Genomic DNA, 17173 nt, shown 5'->3' on the forward strand with positions numbered 1-17173 from the left:
CTAGGCCTTGAGGCCGCGCACCAGCGCCTTGATAGCCTTGCGATAGTCGGCCTGCTCCTCTTCGGGGGCCTGGGCGGCACGGTCGACCATGGCGCGCAGAAGCTGCGCCAGCGGCGCGATGGGCAGGCGGCGCATGACACCGAGCTCCATCGCCTCGCCCAGCCCGCGCACCGTCGCGGAGAGCCCATATTGGCTCTCGATCCGGCTCAGCGTCTGGCTGCCCAGGACGGCGGGCGCGTCCATCAGCATGATGCGCCGCCGGCCCGGGTCAGCCATGGCATCGAGAAACGCATTGCAGCTCCCCAGCACCGCCTTGATCGGCCCGGGTTCGTCTTCGCCTGCGGCTGCGCTGTTGATCGCCATGGCAATCAGCAGATGCTCTTCTTCTACCACGGCGATGAACAGCGCAGCCTTGTCGGCGAAATGGTGGTAGAGGGCCCCGCGGGTAACCCCCGCCGCCTCGGCAATCTCGGGGGTGCTTGTACCGGCAAAGCCCTTGTCGGCAAAAAGCTGGCGCGCTGCGGCAACGAGCGCCCGTCGCGTCTGTTCTCGCCGCTCCGCCTGAGTTCTGGTCGCACGCATTGCAGACAGCCTGAATCCATTTTTATGCAGCCTGTATGTAACCGGCTGCGCGCATTCCGAATGAAGGCCACATCACAGCGTTGGTGGGGGGAAAAGCAGGCTGCGGGCCGCATGGATCAGGGCACGCCGGCACATTCTGCGCAATCCAAATAAAATACTGCGACCGTCTGGCGCAGCGCGGGCGACCCCGCTAGTTTGCCGCAACCATCTGAGGAGGATTGCGCAATGACCACCAAGCGCCTCGGCGTCGGCTTCATCGGCACCGGCAATATTTCGTCGGCCTATCTGCGGGCGATCACCGGCCATGACACCATGGCGGGCTTTCCCATGCTCGACATCAAGGGCCTGGCCGACATGCGCCCCGAGGCCTCCGAGGCCCGCGCGGCCGAGTTTGGCCTCAAATCGATGTCCATCGACGCCATGCTGGCCGATCCCGAGATCGCGCTGATCGTCAATCTCACTATTCCGCGCGCCCATGTCGAAGTCGGGCTCAAGTGCCTGGCCGCCGGCAAGCATGTCTATTCGGAAAAGCCGCTCGGTATCAATTACGCCGAAGGCCGCAAGCTGCTCGACGCTGCCAACAAGGCTGGTCTGCGCATCGGCTCGGCACCCGACACCTTCCTGGGCGGCGCACATCAGCAGGCCCGTGCGGTCGTCGATAGCGGTGCGCTCGGCCAGATCGTCGGCGGCACGGCCTTTTTCCAGTGCCCCGGCCATGAGAGCTGGCATCCCGATCCGGCCTTTTACTACGATATCGGTGGCGGCCCGGTGCTCGACATGGGCCCCTACTACATCACCGACCTGGTCAATCTGCTGGGGCCGGTCGCGCGCATCTCGGCCATGGCTTCGCGCCTGCGCCTGGAACGCCCCATCACCTCCGAGCCCAAGCAGGGCCAGATCATGCCGGTCAAGGTCGACACCCATGTCACCGGCGCGCTCGGCTTTGCCAATGGCGCCATCGTCCAGGTCGGCCTCAGCTTTGACGTGGCCGCGCACAAGCATGTGCCGCTCGAACTCTATGGCACCGACGCCAGCCTGATCGTGCCCGATCCCAATTTCTTCGGCGGTGATGTCGAGCTGCGCAAGCGCGGCCGGGACGAGACCTGGGCCAATGTGCCGGTCACCCAGCCCTATGCCGATGGCAATTATCGCTCGCTCGGCGTCGCCGACATGGCCCTGGGCATTCTGGACAATCGTCCGCACCGCGCCAATGGCGATCTGGCCCTGCATGTCCTCGAAGTCATGGAAGCCTTCGAGATCGCCTCGCGCGAGGGCCGCACCATCGACATCAAGACCCCGGTCGAGCGCCCGGCCCCGCTGGCGACCTCGCTCAGCAACGGCGCTCTCGGCTAGTCGAGGCGCTCCGGGGGTGACAGGGCAGGCGCTGCTGGGCTAACACAGCCCCCGCATCTACCCTGTCACCCGGACTGCCATGACCTCCGCCCTGCCCACTATCGTCAGCTTCTGGCACGGACCCATGAGCTGGCTGGAGCGGCTGAGCATTGCCTCCTTCCACCGGGCCGGGCACCGCGTCGAGGTCTATGCCTTCGACCCCATCGCCGGCCTGCCGCCCGAGGCCGTCGCCTGCAATGCCGCCGATGTGCTGCCGCGCGAGACGCTGGTGTTCTACAAGGGCAAGGGCACGCCGGGCGTGTTCTCGGACTATTTCCGCATGATGGCGCTGCGCCAGGGCCGCGGGGTCTATGCCGATCTCGACGTCTATTGCGTGCGCCCCATCGAAGGCCCGCCGGACTACCTGATGGCCTATGAGCGGCCCGGCTCCATCAACGGCGCCGTGCTGCATATTCCATCCGATGCGCCGCTGCTCGATGACCTGCTCTCGATCTTCACCGATCCCGATCGGCCGCTGCTTGAACCGCATCTGCCCATCTTCCGGCGCCTCGAGGTCGCGGCGCGGCGCCTGCTGGGCCAGACCGTTGCACCCGAAGACATGCAGTATGGCGCCACTGGCCCCATGGCGCTGACCCATTATATGGTCCGGCGCGGTCTCGCCGATCAGGTCCGCCCCAGCAGCGTGCTCTATCCCATTGCCTATGAAGGCATTCCAGCCCTGATGCAGGCCGGCTCCAGCGTCGATGACGCGATTGGTCCGGATACGCTGGCCATCCATCTCTGGCGCAGCCAGCTCACCCGCCGCGGCCGCGCCGACCTGCCGCTGCCCGAACCCGGCAGCGCGCTGTGGACACTGTGCCAGCGCGAAGGCATTGCGCTGGGCTGAACCGGCTCAGGAGAGCCGCAGTTTCTTCTTCCACCAGCGTTTCCAGCGGTGCCGGGCGAAGCGGTAGAACAGTTCATTGGTCATCACATGCCGATAGAGTCGGGCAAAGGCCACGGACTGCAGCATGCCTGAGAGCACGCCCCAGGGCTTGGTCTTGCCGGTATAGTGCAGGATCGCTGGGTCGAGCCCTTCGTGGGCATGGCGGGCGTCGATCGTGTTCCAGCGCCAGGGTAGCTGCAGCCAGTTGCGGGCAAACACCAGGTTGAGAAAATCCTGATCGTAGTAGATGCGCGCCATCACGCCGTCGGCCAGCGCTTTTTCCATGCGACCGATCAGATCTGCGGCGCGCCACTGCTGGACGTCGATCAGCACCATGCCGGCGTTGAAATAGGGGTCGGCGATATTGAACAGGTCACTGTTGGAGCGCAGGTCGCGTCCGCCGGTAATGAAGGCGCCGATACTGTCGCGCACCGCGGCGATCGGATGCCCCTCCATGTCGATGTCATAGAGCTTTTCGATATTGTCGCGCACCAGCATGTCGCAATCGAGATAGAGCACCCGCTCCACCTCCGCCCCCACCAGCCGATCGATCATCAGCCGCGCATAGACGATGTTGCTCAGGCGCTTGTTCTCCGGCATGCGCTTGGCCACGTCCCGGAACAGCGGCGAGGCATCCAGATCGTACCAGGCCAGCGTCACCGGAAACTCGCTGGTGATGGCGGCGATATCGGCACGATGCGCATCGGTCAGCGTCCGATGGCACAGGTGAAACACCAGATCGCTGCGGCGGTGGCTGAACAGGCACACCGAACGCATGGTGGCATAGGCCGGCGCCCAGAAATTGTCGTCAAAGGTCAGGGCGATATGGATCGGTGTACCGGTCACGGCATGTCTCTCGGGGCAGGGGCGGCAAGGGTGGCCATCAGCGACAGGATGACACCATAGAGCACCGTCTGCGTCAGGATGCCGAACATGGCATTGGTCAGTCCCATGGTGAAATAGCCCAGGCTCGTCACCACGCCAAGATAAAGGATCATCCCGCGGTTCGGGCCACGTGCGCTTAACCCGCCCACCAGTGGCGCAGCCAGCAGCAGGCCATAGCAGGCCAGGCCCAGCACCCCGCCGATCACGGCGAAATCGGCGATGTCATTGTGCAGGTGCCCCGAGGGCGCATAATCGTATTGCGGTGGCATATAGGGCGCCACCAGCGTGGTGAAGTCGATCATGCCAAAGCCGAACCAGGGCGACGCCTGAAAGGCATTCCAGGCGGTCTGATACATCGACAAGCGTTCGGTCACCGCGCCGTCGGTCGGCTCGCCGCGAACCAGGGCCAACGCAACGTCCAGCAAACCGCTGATCCGGCCGCCCAGGCCGAGCGCGAAGGTTGCGCCCAGCGCCACGATGATACCGGCGACGCCCAGCGCGACCAGTTGCCAGGCCCTTCGCCGAGGCAGGATGAGAAACGCCAAGAGGCCTCCGCCGATCACCAGCATGGGCACCAGCGCAACCAGCGCCCCGCGTGCGCCGGTGTAGCCTATCGCCGCACATACGAGCGCAGGCCCGGCCAGAAAGATCACACGTAGCGGCCGCCGGTCAAACAGGCCCACCAGCGCGACAAAGCCCAGCATCAGCGTCAGATCGGCCAGATGGATCGGATTGTTTACCAGCGAACCGCCCCGGCCCACCTGTCGGACAATCACGTCAAATGCGGCGATGCCCGCGCCGATGGCGGTCCCGGCCAGCGCAAAGCTGCCGATCACGGCCGGGGTCAATCGGTCCCGGATCTCGCCCAGCAGCGCGGCATGGCCCCCGGCAAACCAGAGTGGCGCCAGCACCAGGATGACCAGGACATGCAGCGGGGATTTCGCGGTGATCACCAGCGCCAACAGCAGCAGGGCGCCCGCCGCGAGCGGCAGCGTCACCACCGGCAGCCGCAGGACCGCCCGGGCCGAAGGCCGCGCCATCAGGATGATCACGCCGACCCCGATCAGCACCAGCGTCGTGACATTGGCGATTTCAGGCGTTGGGGTGGGCAGGCACAGCCCGGCGAACAGGGCTGCCCAGGCCAGCAAGCGGAGCAGTTTGGGCAACACGGTGATGGTCCCGGATCAGTTCGGCGCGGACAATGTCGTCTGGTCCGCGCCGCGTCAACTGCCGCCGGCAGGCGATTTTACCAGCGCCAGGTCAGCTTGGCGGCCGTGTCGGCGTCGAAATGCAGTGTCACGGGCGTGTCCCGGCTCTCGTCATAGCTGCCATTGACATATTGCCGCTGCAGCAGCGTCACCGTCTGTGCCGCCGCATCGGAGCCTTGCCAGAGATAGTCAAAGCAGCTCGTGCCATTCTCTCTCTGGGAAATGACCTCGGCAATCTCCGCCTTCAGCGTCGCCAATGGCCGCCCGCCGACGGTGCTGCCGTCTGCGCGCAGGCTGGCGCGCACGCTGGGCACCCAGTCAAACCCGGTTTCGCAGATGTAGCGGTCGTCCTTGAATTCGCCCTTGTCGACGAAGGCGATGTCATGGGTGATGTCCCAGGCATTGCTGATTTCATAGACGGCGCCGGTATCGCTCACGTCCAGATAGATGTCCGACCAGTCGCAGGTCAGCCCATCCTGATTGTAGCACCAGCGTTCACTCGCCCGCATCAGCACGGCAACATCGGTGATGCTGATCGGCTTGCCCGCCTTGTGATGCGACACGATTGCCTGTGTTGCCGCGTCAAAGGCCAGGCTCGGCGTGACACAGCCCAGCACCAGGGCCGCAATACTCAGCAGTCTCTTCACGCTCCGTCCCTCCGCTGTCATTGGGCGCCAGCATAGCACTGCCCATGCCACGCGGAAGCAGCAACTGCGCAACAGAGTTGACGACGGCAATATCATGTAACATATAAAAGCACATGAATTGCCGTTTGCGGTCGTCCAAGTCTGGCTTTGCCGCCGCAGAGAAGGAAAAACTCCATGTCCATCAACGACGTCGTCATCATCGGCGGCAGCTTTGCCGGCCTGGCGGCCGCCCTGCAACTCGGGCGGGCCCGCCGCACGGTCACGGTCCTCGACACCGGGCAGAACCGCAATCGCTTTGCCCATCACTCCCATGGCCTGCTGGGGCACGACCACCGCTCGCCAGCCGATATTCTCGCCGATGCCCGCGCCCAGCTGCAGCGCTACCCCACTGTCAGCCTGGTCAATGCCAGGGCGACGAGCCTGTCGGGGGCGCTCGATGGCTTTGTAGTCGAGACGGACAGCGGTCCCGCGGTGCGGGCCCGGCGGGTGCTCCTCGCCTATGGGGTCGCGGACCAGATGCCCGCCATTCCCGGCTTTGCCGAATGCTGGGGCACCTCGATTGTCTCATGCCCCTTTTGCGATGGTTTCGAAGTGGCGGACCGCCACTGGGGGCTGCTCTGGTCGGGCGATCACAGCGCCCACGCGGCAGTGCTCTATGGCTTCTGGACGGGCCGTCGCACGGTCTTTGCGAATGGCCACGCCATTCCCGACGCTATCCGCGCCGATCTGGCGCGCCGTGGCGTCGCCGTCGTCGAGGGCCGCGTGACCCAGGTGCGGCATAGCGATGGCCATCTCTCCGAACTTCGCCTCGATACCGGCGCAGCCGTCGGCATCGACGTGCTGTTTGCCCATCCGCGCTCGGCGCCGTCAGCAAGCCTGCATGACAGGCTGGGCATTGCCATGGTCGACCATCCCCTGGGCCAGGTTGTCGCCGTCGATGACCGGCGCCAGACCAATGTTGCTGGCATCTACGCGGCGGGCGACCTCGCCAATCCCATGGCCTCAGTCACCCTGGCGACGTCCCAGGGCGCCATGGCCGGCATTTACGCCCTGCAATCCATGCTGGAATGATGTTTCGGGCGGTGCGCGGCCGCCAAAGGGGCTTGTCCAAAGATTAGAATGGTTCTAGACAATGTTTAGAACCATTCTAAAAAGTGCCCTGCCATGCTCAGCTTTTTGCCCGATAGCCGCCGGCCGTTTTCCTCCCTGACAGAGCGGGAAATCCTCGCTCTGGCCATTTCCGCGGAGGAGGAAGATGGTCGCATCTATGCCGAGTTTGCCACCAAGCTGGTTGGCAACTATCCGGGCTCGGCGGCGCTGTTCGAGGGCATGGCGGCCGAAGAAAACGAGCATCGCCGGCGCCTGCTCGATCTCTATGTCGAGCGCTTCGGGCCGCAGCTGGCGCCCATTCGCCGCGAAAATGTCCGGGGCTTTCTCGCCCGCAAGCCGATCTGGCTGATGAACAATCTCAAGCTGGAGGATGTGCGCCAGCTGGTCTGGGAAATGGAGGAATCGGCCTACCACTTCTATCTCGAGGCCGCCAAGCAGTCCGACGATGCCAATGTGCGCAAGCTTCTGGGCGATCTGGCTATGCAGGAGCGCAAGCACGCCGAAGCCGCCGATCGCATCGATGCCGCCGTGCTGGGCGCCGAGGGGCGGCATATCGAGGCCGGTGAATCCCATCGCCAGTTCGTGCTGACCTATGTGCAGCCCGGCCTGGCGGGCCTGATGGATGGCTCAGTCTCCACGCTCGCCCCAGTCTTTGCCGCGGCCTTTGCCACCGGCGATACCCACCAGACCTTCCTTGTCGGCCTGGCCGCTGCCGTTGGCGCCGGCATTTCCATGGGCTTTACCGAAGCGGCCTCCGACGATGGCAAGCTCACCGGGCGTGGTTCGCCCATCAAACGGGGTCTGGCTGCCGGGATCATGACCGCCGTTGGCGGCCTGGGCCATGCGCTGCCCTATCTCATCCACGATTTCACCATCGCCACCGCCGTGGCCTTCATCGTGGTGCTCGTTGAGCTCTGGGCCATCGCCTTCATTCAGAACCGCTATATGCAGACCCCGTTCTGGCGCGCCGCCCTGCAAGTGGTGCTGGGCGGCGCCCTGGTCTTTGCCGCCGGCATTCTGATCGGCAGCGCCTAGGGCAGTGCGTGTTGCCGGGCTCCTGGCGCGCTAAGCCGCGCCGATCAGGCTGGCCGCCTTGCTGCCGATGGCCATGGCCGGGGCATTGGTATTGCCCGACACGATCTGCGGCATGATTGAGCAGTCGATCACCCGCAATCCGTCGATGCCCTTGACCCTCAGATCCGGCGTCACCACGGCGCTCGGGTCGCTGTCGAGCCCCATGCGCAGCGTGCCCACCGGGTGGTAATTGGTCTTGACCGTCTGCCCGCAATAGCGCTCCAGCGCCACCGGGTCGGCCATCACGTCTGCCCCCGGCAACAGTTCCTCGGCGATCTTGCTCCTGAACGGTTCGGTGGCCAGCAGCGCCCGCGCCGTTTCCAGCGCGGCCATGGTCAGCCTGAGATCGTCGCGATCGCCGAAGAAATTGCAATTGACCAGCGGCTGGTCGGCCGGGTCGGCCGAGCGCAGCGTCACACTACCGCGCGCCTTGGGCCGCAACAGGCACGAGGTGAAGGTCACCCCCCATGTCGGCTCGGCGGCGCTGACATCACGGTCGAGATAAACGATGGGCGCGCAATAAAGCTGGATCGTCGGCCGCTCGCCGCCATCGGGGTCAAAGAACAGGCAGGCCTCGATGCCCGTGGTGGTCACCGGCCCCGAATTGAACGCCAGATATTGCAGCCCGTTGCGAACCATGTTCCAGCCCTTGTCCTGGCCGAAATAACCCGACTTGCCGCGCGTGGTGGCAATCACCGGCACTTCATGATGGTCCTGCAAATTCTGTCCGACGCCCGGCAGGTCCGCCAGCACAGCAATGCCATGCTCACGCAAGTGGGCGGCCGGCCCCAGCCCGCTCAGCATCATCAACTTGGCGCTGTTGTAGCTGCCCGCCGCCACCAGCACCTCGCGCCCCGCGCGCACGGTCTGGCTCTGCCCATCCCTGGAATAGTCAACGCCAACGGCGCGGCCATTCTCGATGACGATACGATCCACCCGCGCATCGGTGATGATCGTCAGGCGCGGATCGTCTTCGAGCGGCACGAGGAACGCCTTGCGCGCGTCCGACCGCTCGGTATAGCGCCCCCATTGCCCATAGGTGTGCTGCATGATGCCCACCCCATTCTGGCGGGCGCCATTGAAATCGGGGTTATAGGCGTGCCCCAGGCCCTGCGCCGCCCGCAAAAAGTCCTCGGTGGTCGGGGAGATATGCGCCGGTTCGGACACGCGCAGATTGCCATCGATGCCGTGGAACTGGTCGTTGAAGCGGCTATTGGCCTCGATGCCGGTGAAATGGGGCAGCATGTCCGCATAGGACCAGTCGCCACGATTGCCCAAGCCGGCCGCCCAGCCGTCATAGTCTTCAGCCTGGCCCCGCATATAGACCATGGCGTTGACGGCGCTGCCGCCGCCCAGCGCCTTGCCCACCGGCACGATGGGCGCCCGTCCACCCAGTTGCGGCTGTGGCACGGTCTTGTGCATTTCGAGAAAATCGTCCCGCGCCAGGAACTTCATATAGCCCGCCGGCATGTCCATCAGCCGATGCGTGCGCTTGGGCCCGCGCTCGATCATCAGCACGGAACAGCCGAATTCGCGCACCAGCCGCATGGCGGCGACACAGGCGGCCGAGCCGCCGCCCGCGATCACAAAATCATAGTCGGCCATTCCCGCCGTCCCCCCTCACGCCTGGTCGAGCATCTCGTCCAGATGGTCCTCGATGATGATGCCGACATTGGCGCATTCATGGGCGATCTCGCGCACGAAATCGGCCAGCACCGTGCGCTTGAGCGCGGCCGCCGAGCGCACTACCATGGCCGTGTCGCGGTGCAGGGGCTCGAAATGGGTCGGCGCGATCTCCACCAGCCGCCCCGCCGCCACGTCCTCGGCAATGGCCGACTGCACGAAGAACCCCAGCCCCTGGCCCTTCATCGCCAACCGCCGCGCCGGGCCGGTGGGCAGGTCGACGCTGGTCTGCGCCATGCGCGCCAGCGCCGCCGCCTGTTCGGGCTCGGCCTGCCACCAGCGCAGCGAGATGACGCGCGGCACCAGCGCCAGCACTTCGTCGATCTCGGGCTGTGCCGAAAGCTGCGCCGCGATCTCGGGCGCCACCACCAGCGGCACCCGCTCGCGCATCACCACCAGTGGCTGCAGGTCCACCACCAGCGGATCCAGGTTCGGCCAGCACAATATGCCCATTTCCACATTGCGCTCATGCAGCATGGCCACGATTTGCGACTGCCGCCCCTCGTTCACCACCACATCGACATGCGGATATTTTTCCTGGAAGCGCAGCAGGGACTCGGTGATCAGCGGCGACACCAGGGTGCGCAGCGAGGCAATCGCCACCCGTCCGCGTTCGGCCAGTCGCAGCGCTTCGCGTGCTTCCTGCGCCGTGCCGATGATGCGCCGTGCAAAGGGCAGAAAGGTCATGCCCTGGTCGGTCAGCGTCACCGTGCGCCCGCGCTGGAACAGCGTCACGCCCAGCAATTGCTCCAGCGCCCGGATGCGCATCGAGGCGGTGGCCTGGGTAATGTTCAGATGCGCCGCTGCACGGGTGAAGCTCTGCTCGCGCACGATACGGTCAAAAGTGCGGAGCTGGTCTATGTCCATTGGATTGGCTTATGTCAGGTAGGGTTTTTCGGCGCAAAATCCAGCCTAGCATTGCCTTTTGCTATGTCAATTGACACCGCGCCACCGGCTGCCGTCGGCTCGCCTTGACGCTTTGTGTCCCACCGGCCAGCTTGGCCGCATGCGCCCTGATTCGCCGAGTGCCCGGCCATGACCTGGCTTGCCGAAACCGCCATGCTCAGCCATGGCTGGCGCCGTTTTCTGCTGCTCGTGCTGGCCGGCGCCATTGCCGGCCTGTCGGTACCGCCGCTGTTCGTGCTGCCTGCCATTTTCGTGGCCTTCCCCATCTGGGTCTGGTGCCTGGATGGCGCGACGCCCGGCCGTGGCTGGCGGCGCCTGTTTGGTCAGGCCTTCACCATCGGCTTTGCCTTTGGCTGGGGCTATTTCACCGTCGCTTTCCATTGGCTGGGCGCCGCCTTTTTCGTCGATGGCGGCGTCATGCTGGTCATCATGCCCTTTGCCATTCTGGCTCTGGCGGCGCTGATCGCCTTCTTCTGGGGCCTCGCCAGCGCGCTGGCGCATCTGTTCTGGTCACACGGTCCCTGGCGCATCGTCACACTCGCCACCTTCCTGACCATGGCCGAATGGGCGCGCGGCCATGTGCTGACCGGCTTTCCCTTCGACCTCTTGGGCTATGCCCTGACGCCGAACGATGAGATGATGCAGCTGGCTGCCGTCATCGGTATCTATGGCCTCACCCTGCTGGCCGCGCTGCTGGCCATGACGCCGGCGCTGATCTGGCCCGCCGATGGCCGCAGCCTCAACCGGCGCCTCTTGCCGTTTTTCCTCGCCATCGGCGTCATTGCCGCCCAGCTCGGCTATGGCTCCAACCGCATCAGCGGCACCATTGTCACGCCGCGCACCGATGTCAGCATGCGCCTGGTGCAGCCGCTGGTCTATGAACATGCCGACTGGGCCAAGGCTGATCCTGTCGCGCTGATTGATCGGCTGCTCATGCTGTCGGAAATGCGCATGGACCCGGCCGACCAGGGCCTGGCCGACATCAATACGCTCGTCTGGCCCGAATCCAGCCTGCCCTTCTTCCTCTCGTCCTATCCGGACGCCCTGGCGCGCATCGCGCGCATGTTGCCCAGTGGCACCACCTTGCTGGCTGGTGCGCCGCGTCAGGATTATCTGCCCGGTGCCAGTGCCAGCGCCGGCCCGCCCTACAATGCCCTTTTGGCCATCGACACCAATGGCGAGGTCATCGCCAGCTATGACAAGTCCCATCTGGTGCCCTTTGGCGAGTTCCTGCCCTTTTCATCCTTCTTTGCCCAATTGGGCATCAAGCAGTTCGTCCCCGGTGCAGAAGGCTGGGCCCATGGCGATCCCCGCCGCCGGCTCATGAGCCTCCCCGGCATGCCGGTGTTCCTGGCCGTCATCTGCTACGAAATCCTGTTCTCCGGCGATCTGGGCGACACCGATACGGCGCAATACCTCCTCAACATCACCAATGATGCCTGGTTCGACCATTCCATCGGCCCCGCCCAGCATGCCCTGCATGCCCGCGTGCGTGCTGTCGAAGAGGGCATGAGCCTGATCCGCGCCGCCAACTCCGGCCTCACCTTTTCCACCGATCCACTGGGCCGTATCACGGCGCAATTGCCGCCCCTGGAGATGGCTGTGCTCGATGTGGTGCCAGACGAACGCCTGCCGCCCACGCCCTTTTCGCGCTGGCGCTACTGGCCGCTGCTGGGCGCGCTCCTGCTTGGCCTGGCTATCGCTATTGTGAGCAGCCGGCGGCGCAAATCGCCCTTCTGAGGCCCTCGGCAGGCCGTAGGGCGGGTGCCCATGCCTTTCCAACGCCTTGATGCTGTGTCATCACCACGCAAGGCAAACCACGAGTTCACCATGGCTATCCGACTGCATCGCGGCGATCTGCCCAACCTGTCCAATTACGATGGCCGCGCTGTCGCCATCGATACCGAGACAATGGGTCTGGATCCCCATCGCGACCGTCTCTGCGTCGTCCAGCTCTCGCCCGGCGATGGCAGCGCCGATATCGTGCAGATCCCCAAGGACGCCACCGAGGCGCCCAATCTGGTCAAGCTGCTGTCCGATCCGGCCGTCACCAAGATCTTTCATTATGCCCGCTTCGACGTGGCCGTGCTGCGCCAGCGCTTCGGCGTGGTCACGGGCCCGATCTATTGCACCAAGATCGCCTCGCGCCTCGTCCGCACCTATACCGACCGGCATGGGCTCAAGGACCTCTGCCGCGAACTGCTGAACCTGGACATCTCCAAGCAGCAGCAGAGTTCGGATTGGGGCAGCGACAAGCTCAGCGACGCCCAGCTCGACTATGCGGCCGCCGATGTGCTGCACCTGCACGATCTGCGCCGGCATCTGGACCGCATGCTGGCCCGCGAGGGGCGCACCGCCCTGGCCCAGTCCTGCTTTGAGTTCCTCAACACCCGCTGCGAGCTTGATCTTCTCGGCTGGGGCGAAGTCGACATCTTCGCGCATAGCTGATGGCAGCAACGGGCTTTGATTTCTCCGCTGATGCGGCCCGGCGCGCCGCCATCTACAAGGGGCTGGTCAAGCGCAATCGTCGCGTTGGCGTGCTGCGCCTGGCGGTGCCGCTGGCAGGTGCGCTGGTGCTGGCCGCGCTGCTCGGCGAAATCTATCTCTCGAGCCTGGGCACGCGCTTTGGCGTCGGCCGTATCGCCGTTACCCGCGACAGCGTCTCCATCGACACGCCCGAATATTCCGGCGTGCTCGACAATGGCACCACCTATCGCGTCTGGGCCGGCCAGGCCAAGGCTGCCATCGGCAGCACCGAACTGATCGCCCTCAAGGATGCCCGGCTCGTGCTGCGCAAGCCCGATGGCATCACCACCACCATCACGGCCGTTGATTCCACCCTCGACATGTCGGCCGAGACGGTGACCATTCCCGGCGTGGCCAATGTGTCGGAATCCACCGGCACCACCGGCACGATCGTTGATTCCGTCTTCGACTATGCCAACCAGCTTCTGGTCGGGCAGGGCCCCGTCCATGTCGATCAGGCCGATGGCACCACGCTCGACAGCGTCGGCATGACCTATGATACCACCGCCGCACGCTGGACATTCTCGCGCGCCAACGTCACCCTGCCGTCGACGCCCGGATCAAAGACACCATGATGCTACGCTCGTTGCTTTTTCTCGCCCTGGCCCTGCTGGCAACGCCGGCCCTGGCGCAGAACAAGGTCAATATCACGGCCGATCTCTTCGATCTCGATGAGGTCAACCACACCGCGGTCTTCACCGGCAATGTCGTGGTCGTCCATCCCACGGTGACAGTCTGGGCGCCCAAGGTCGTGGCCACCTATGGCGATGGCGGCACCAGCGACATCAAGACCTTTGAAGCCACCGGCGACGTCAAGCTGCAGACCGTGGACCAGACCGCCACTGGCAAGCGCGCCGTCTTCACCCCCGGCGACCAGCTGCTGCGCCTCACCGGCGATGTGGTCGTGGTCAACGCTGGCGGCACGGTCAATGCCAGCGAGCTGGTGGTGAACCTCGAGACCAATGTCTCCACCTTCACCAGTGGCCAGTCTGGTCGGGTTACCGGGGTGTTCAACTCGCAATGACCCAGGAGTCCAAGGCCCGTCTTGACCGCACCGGCTGGCTGGTCGCCCACAGCCTTGCCAAGAGCTTTGGCAAGCGCGTGGTGGTGCGCGATGTGTCCATTGCCCTGCGCCGGGGCGAGGCTGTCGGCCTGCTGGGCCCCAATGGCGCGGGCAAGACCACCGTCTTCACCATGATCATGGGCCTGGTCAAACCCGACGCCGGCAGCATCCAGATCGATGGCCGCGACATCACGCGCCTGCCCCTGTTCCAGCGCGGCCAGCTCGGCATCGGCTACCTGCCCCAGGAGCCCTCGATTTTTCGGGGGCTGACCGTCACCGGCAATATCATGGCCGTGCTCGAAAACCACATCTCGGACCGCAAGGCCCGCAAGGCGCGGCTGGCCTCGCTGCTCGAGGAATTTTCCATTCAGCATCTGGCCAAGTCCAATGCCCTGGCCCTCTCCGGCGGGGAACGTCGCCGTGTCGAGATCGCCCGCGCCCTGGCCGCCGATCCCGCCTTCATGCTGCTCGACGAGCCCTTCGCCGGCGTCGATCCCATTGCCGTGGCCGAGGTCAAGGGCCTGGTGCGCCAGCTCACCCAGCGCGGCATTGGCGTGCTGATCACCGACCATGCCGTGCGCGAGACGCTGGGCCTGGTCGATCGCGCCTATGTCATCCATGGCGGCAAGGTGATGATTCAGGGGCGCCCGGAAACCATCAGCGCCGACCCCGACGCCCGCCGCGTCTATCTGGGCGAAAATTTCGAGATCTGAGCACATCACGCCGCGCTGCAGCGCCGCAGCTCCGTGAAATTGGCATGAAACTTGCCCACACCTTGCCCGCTAGATGATTTTGGGGCATGGTCCGCGCTGGGAAGTGGCTGGAAACAGCCAGATTTTGCGCTAAAGGTCTCCGCCGTATGGCTCTTTCGCCGCGTCTAGAATTCCGCCAGGCCCAGAGTCTGACACTGACGCCGCAGCTGATGCAGTCGATCCGCCTGCTGCAGCTGAGCCATCTTGAACTCAACGATTTCGTCGAAGCCGAGCTGCTGCGCAATCCGTTGCTGGAGCGCGAGGATGGCCCCGAACCCGGCGAGGCCGAACCGGCCCAGGTGCCGGAGCGCTCCACCGAAATCAGCGCCTATGAGGACACTGTCGATCGCGGCGACCGCATCCAGGATGCCGCCTCCATCGCCGATGGCTATGACACGGCCGTCGAAAATGTCTTCCCCGACCAGGGCGCCCAGGATCAGCTGGTGCCCACCTCGCGGCTCGATCGCAATGGCGCCAGCGAGGGCGGCGAGGCGCCCGACATCGACCAGTTCGTTGCCGCGCGCCCCGTCCTGGGGGAGCACCTCGAGGCCCAGGCCAATATGCTGCTGCGCACCACCGCAGACCGCCTGATCGCCCGCCATCTGATCGATGGCCTCAATGAGGCCGGCTATCTGACGCTGGACCTCGTGGCCCTGGCCGAGCAGCTGGGCGCCGAGATGGCCGACATCGAGGCCGTGCTGGGCGTGCTGCAGGGCTGCGATCCCATCGGGGTCTTTGCCCGCACCGTGCCGGAGTGCCTGGCCATCCAGCTGCGCGACCGCGACCGGCTCGATCCGATGATGCAGGCCCTGCTCGACAATATCGGGCTTCTGGCCGAGCACGACATGCTGGGCCTGATGCGCGCCGTGGGCTGCGACCGCGAGGATCTCACCGACATGCTGGCCGAGATTCGCCAGCTCGATCCCAAGCCGGGCCTGGCCTTCGATTCCGGCCCGGTGGAAACCGTGGTGCCCGATGTCTTCGTGCGCCGCAGCAATGATGGCGCCTGGCAGGTCGAGCTCAACACCGAAGTGCTGCCGCGCGTGCTGATCAACCGCGTCTACTATGCCACCGTGTCCAAGAAGACGCGGAACCCGGAAGAAAAGGCCTTTCTCTCAGACAGCCTGTCGACGGCCAACTGGCTGACCAAATCTCTCGACCAGCGCGCCCAGACCATTCTCAAGGTCGCCAGCGAGATCGTGCGCCAGCAGGATGGCTTCCTCACCCATGGCATCGCCCATCTCAAGCCGATGACCCTGCGCATGGTCGCCGAAACCATCGACATGCATGAATCCACCGTCAGCCGCGTCACGGCCAACAAATACATCGCTACCCCGCGTGGCCTTTATGAAATGAAGTACTTCTTCACCACCGCCATCGCTTCCAGCGACGGTGGCGTCGATCACTCGGCCGAGGCCGTGCGACACCGCATACGCCAGCTCATCGCCGCCGAAGTGGTCACCGATGTGCTCAGCGACGATACCATCGCCGAAATGCTCAAGCAGGAGCAGGGAATCGATCTGGCGCGGCGCACTGTGGCCAAATACCGCGAGGCCATGAACATCCCGTCCTCGGTCATCCGGCGCCGCCAGATGAAAAATCTCGAGCGCATGGCCTGAATCAGCCAGCCTGCCGGGAATTCCGCCCGCGAAAGTTAAGGCCAATTTCGGGCGAAGTCCAAAGGATAAACGAACCACAACCGGTTGTTGCGCATTGCGCCTGCGTTGGACGCAGGTCTAGCATTGCAGCAGTTGCATACCCACATCCAGGGGGTAGGCAACAGGCGCGAGACCCGATGTCCGCAATCCGGCTTTCGGCAGCTCTCGCGTCGAACAACGACGAGAAAGAAAGAGGAAGCCATGACCTTACGCGTTTCGGGAAAGAACATGGATGTTGGCGATGCACTCCGCGGCAAGGCGGAGGAGCATTTCGAGGCTGTCGTCGGCAAATATTTCGACGGCGGTTATGACGGACATTTGACCCTCACCCCCGATGGCATTGGCTTCCGCGCCGACTGCGTGGTGCATCTCGATTCCGGCGCGACCTTGCAGGCCAGCGCCCAGGGTGGCGACGCCACCGCCGCCTATGAAGTCATGGCGCTCAATATCGAAAAGCGTCTGCGCCGCTACAACCGCAAGCTCAAGCAGCACCGTCGCGGTGCCAATGGCGATGGCGAGCTGCTGGCGCAGTACACCGTTTTCGACTCGGGCGACCAGTATGACGAGCTCGACGCCGACTATGCGCCCGCTGTCATTGCCGAAACCACCAAGAACCTGCGCCAGCTCAGTGTCGAAGAGGCCGTCATGGAGCTCGATCTCAGTGGTGGCCAGGTTGTGATGTTCCGTCACGCTGGACATGGCGGGCTCAATGTGGTCTACCGCCGCTCCGACGGCAATATAGGCTGGATTGATCCGGCCCTCGGAGCCAATTGACGGCTGCCGCGCCGACAATTGTATGAT

Annotated in this window: 16 protein-coding genes and 1 pseudogene; 11 read left to right on the forward strand and 6 right to left on the reverse strand. The window is 64.7% G+C overall.

Annotated elements, in window-relative coordinates; all coding sequences use genetic code 11:
- Nucleotides 1-582 (reverse strand): TetR/AcrR family transcriptional regulator, encoded by a 582-nt coding sequence (locus K1177_RS15990; protein ID WP_224704691.1) that lies wholly within the window; start codon nucleotides 580-582, stop codon nucleotides 1-3.
- Between the two features lie 225 nt (nucleotides 583-807).
- On the opposite strand from K1177_RS15990, the gene K1177_RS15995 reads away from it, so the two are divergent.
- Together K1177_RS15995 and K1177_RS16000 are read left to right on the forward strand one after the other, a co-directional pair.
- Entirely contained in the window at nucleotides 808-1935 is a 1128-nt protein-coding gene (locus tag K1177_RS15995) for a Gfo/Idh/MocA family protein (RefSeq protein WP_224704693.1), read from the forward strand.
- 79 nt (nucleotides 1936-2014) lie between these two features.
- A complete protein-coding gene (locus K1177_RS16000) occupies nucleotides 2015-2821 on the forward strand; it encodes a glycosyltransferase family 32 protein (RefSeq protein ID WP_224704695.1) in 807 nt (268 codons plus the stop codon).
- A gap of 6 nt (nucleotides 2822-2827) precedes the next feature.
- Here K1177_RS16000 and K1177_RS16005 read toward each other — a convergent pair whose 3' ends face one another.
- The 3 genes from K1177_RS16005 to K1177_RS16015 form a co-directional block, all read right to left on the reverse strand.
- Nucleotides 2828-3706, reverse strand: a complete 879-nt coding sequence (locus K1177_RS16005) for a glycosyltransferase family 8 protein (protein WP_224704697.1) — start codon at nucleotides 3704-3706, stop codon at nucleotides 2828-2830.
- Nucleotides 3703-4911 (reverse strand): O-antigen ligase family protein, encoded by a 1209-nt coding sequence (locus tag K1177_RS16010; RefSeq protein ID WP_224704699.1) that lies wholly within the window; start codon nucleotides 4909-4911, stop codon nucleotides 3703-3705. The genes K1177_RS16005 and K1177_RS16010 overlap by 4 nt, the downstream gene beginning before the upstream one ends.
- A gap of 80 nt (nucleotides 4912-4991) precedes the next feature.
- Nucleotides 4992-5600: a hypothetical protein gene (locus tag K1177_RS16015; protein WP_224704701.1), complete on the reverse strand. Its 609-nt coding sequence runs from the start codon at nucleotides 5598-5600 to the stop codon at nucleotides 4992-4994.
- Nucleotides 5601-5780: 180 nt separating this feature from the next.
- Here K1177_RS16015 and K1177_RS16020 point away from each other — a divergent pair, with 180 nt between their 5' ends.
- Both K1177_RS16020 and mbfA read left to right on the forward strand, forming a co-directional pair.
- Nucleotides 5781-6671 carry an NAD(P)/FAD-dependent oxidoreductase gene (locus K1177_RS16020; RefSeq protein ID WP_224705835.1) on the forward strand — a complete coding sequence of 297 codons (891 nt, stop codon included), beginning with the start codon at nucleotides 5781-5783 and terminating at the stop codon, nucleotides 6669-6671.
- 93 nt (nucleotides 6672-6764) lie between these two features.
- The gene (mbfA, locus tag K1177_RS16025) at nucleotides 6765-7745 is read left to right on the forward strand and encodes an iron exporter MbfA (RefSeq protein ID WP_224704703.1); all 981 of its coding nucleotides are present in this window, start codon (nucleotides 6765-6767) and stop codon (nucleotides 7743-7745) included.
- Nucleotides 7746-7775: 30 nt separating this feature from the next.
- Here mbfA and K1177_RS16030 read toward each other — a convergent pair whose 3' ends face one another.
- Entirely contained in the window at nucleotides 7776-9389 is a 1614-nt protein-coding gene (locus tag K1177_RS16030) for a GMC family oxidoreductase (RefSeq protein ID WP_224704705.1), read from the reverse strand.
- A 15-nt stretch (nucleotides 9390-9404) separates the two neighbouring features.
- Nucleotides 9405-10334, reverse strand: a complete 930-nt coding sequence (locus tag K1177_RS16035) for a LysR family transcriptional regulator (RefSeq protein WP_224704707.1) — start codon at nucleotides 10332-10334, stop codon at nucleotides 9405-9407.
- 168 nt (nucleotides 10335-10502) lie between these two features.
- Here K1177_RS16035 and lnt point away from each other — a divergent pair, with 168 nt between their 5' ends.
- The 7 genes and pseudogenes from lnt (at nucleotide 10503) to hpf (ending at nucleotide 17146) form a co-directional block, all read left to right on the forward strand.
- On the forward strand, nucleotides 10503-12113 hold the full coding sequence (lnt, locus tag K1177_RS16040) for an apolipoprotein N-acyltransferase (RefSeq protein WP_224704709.1): 1611 nt from the start codon (nucleotides 10503-10505) through the stop codon (nucleotides 12111-12113).
- 90 nt (nucleotides 12114-12203) lie between these two features.
- The gene (locus K1177_RS16045) at nucleotides 12204-12821 is read left to right on the forward strand and encodes a ribonuclease D (protein WP_224704711.1); all 618 of its coding nucleotides are present in this window, start codon (nucleotides 12204-12206) and stop codon (nucleotides 12819-12821) included.
- Entirely contained in the window at nucleotides 12821-13474 is a 654-nt protein-coding gene (locus K1177_RS16050; protein WP_224704713.1) for a hypothetical protein, read from the forward strand. The genes K1177_RS16045 and K1177_RS16050 overlap by 1 nt, the downstream gene beginning before the upstream one ends.
- Complete coding sequence (locus K1177_RS16055; RefSeq protein ID WP_224704715.1) at nucleotides 13471-13923, forward strand: LptA/OstA family protein; 453 nt, start codon at nucleotides 13471-13473, stop codon at nucleotides 13921-13923. The genes K1177_RS16050 and K1177_RS16055 overlap by 4 nt, the downstream gene beginning before the upstream one ends.
- Before the next feature lie 20 nt (nucleotides 13924-13943).
- Nucleotides 13944-14675 (forward strand): annotated as a pseudogene (gene lptB / locus K1177_RS16060) (LPS export ABC transporter ATP-binding protein); the annotation flags it as partial.
- A gap of 146 nt (nucleotides 14676-14821) precedes the next feature.
- Nucleotides 14822-16333: an RNA polymerase factor sigma-54 gene (gene rpoN, locus K1177_RS16065; protein ID WP_224704717.1), complete on the forward strand. Its 1512-nt coding sequence runs from the start codon at nucleotides 14822-14824 to the stop codon at nucleotides 16331-16333.
- 240 nt (nucleotides 16334-16573) lie between these two features.
- Nucleotides 16574-17146 carry a ribosome hibernation-promoting factor, HPF/YfiA family gene (gene hpf / locus K1177_RS16070; RefSeq protein ID WP_224704719.1) on the forward strand — a complete coding sequence of 191 codons (573 nt, stop codon included), beginning with the start codon at nucleotides 16574-16576 and terminating at the stop codon, nucleotides 17144-17146.
- Nucleotides 17147-17173 lie beyond the last annotated feature (27 nt).

Source organism: Devosia aquimaris (assembly GCF_020169335.1).
GTDB classification, from domain to species: domain Bacteria; phylum Pseudomonadota; class Alphaproteobacteria; order Rhizobiales; family Devosiaceae; genus Devosia; species Devosia aquimaris.

Excerpts from the sequence above, each read along its gene's own strand:
- K1177_RS15990 (WP_224704691.1), bottom strand. The coding sequence starts at position 582 with ATGCGTGCGACCAGAACTCAGGCGGAGCGGCGAGAACAGACGCGACGG.
- K1177_RS15995 (WP_224704693.1), top strand. The coding sequence starts at position 808 with ATGACCACCAAGCGCCTCGGCGTCGGCTTCATCGGCACCGGCAATATT.
- K1177_RS16000 (WP_224704695.1), top strand. The coding sequence starts at position 2,015 with ATGACCTCCGCCCTGCCCACTATCGTCAGCTTCTGGCACGGACCCATG.
- mbfA (WP_224704703.1), top strand. The coding sequence starts at position 6,765 with ATGCTCAGCTTTTTGCCCGATAGCCGCCGGCCGTTTTCCTCCCTGACA.
- K1177_RS16030 (WP_224704705.1), bottom strand. The coding sequence starts at position 9,389 with ATGGCCGACTATGATTTTGTGATCGCGGGCGGCGGCTCGGCCGCCTGT.
- K1177_RS16035 (WP_224704707.1), bottom strand. The coding sequence starts at position 10,334 with ATGGACATAGACCAGCTCCGCACTTTTGACCGTATCGTGCGCGAGCAG.
- lnt (WP_224704709.1), top strand. The coding sequence starts at position 10,503 with ATGACCTGGCTTGCCGAAACCGCCATGCTCAGCCATGGCTGGCGCCGT.
- K1177_RS16045 (WP_224704711.1), top strand. The coding sequence starts at position 12,204 with ATGGCTATCCGACTGCATCGCGGCGATCTGCCCAACCTGTCCAATTAC.
- K1177_RS16050 (WP_224704713.1), top strand. The coding sequence starts at position 12,821 with ATGGCAGCAACGGGCTTTGATTTCTCCGCTGATGCGGCCCGGCGCGCC.
- K1177_RS16055 (WP_224704715.1), top strand. The coding sequence starts at position 13,471 with ATGATGCTACGCTCGTTGCTTTTTCTCGCCCTGGCCCTGCTGGCAACG.
- rpoN (WP_224704717.1), top strand. The coding sequence starts at position 14,822 with ATGGCTCTTTCGCCGCGTCTAGAATTCCGCCAGGCCCAGAGTCTGACA.
- hpf (WP_224704719.1), top strand. The coding sequence starts at position 16,574 with ATGACCTTACGCGTTTCGGGAAAGAACATGGATGTTGGCGATGCACTC.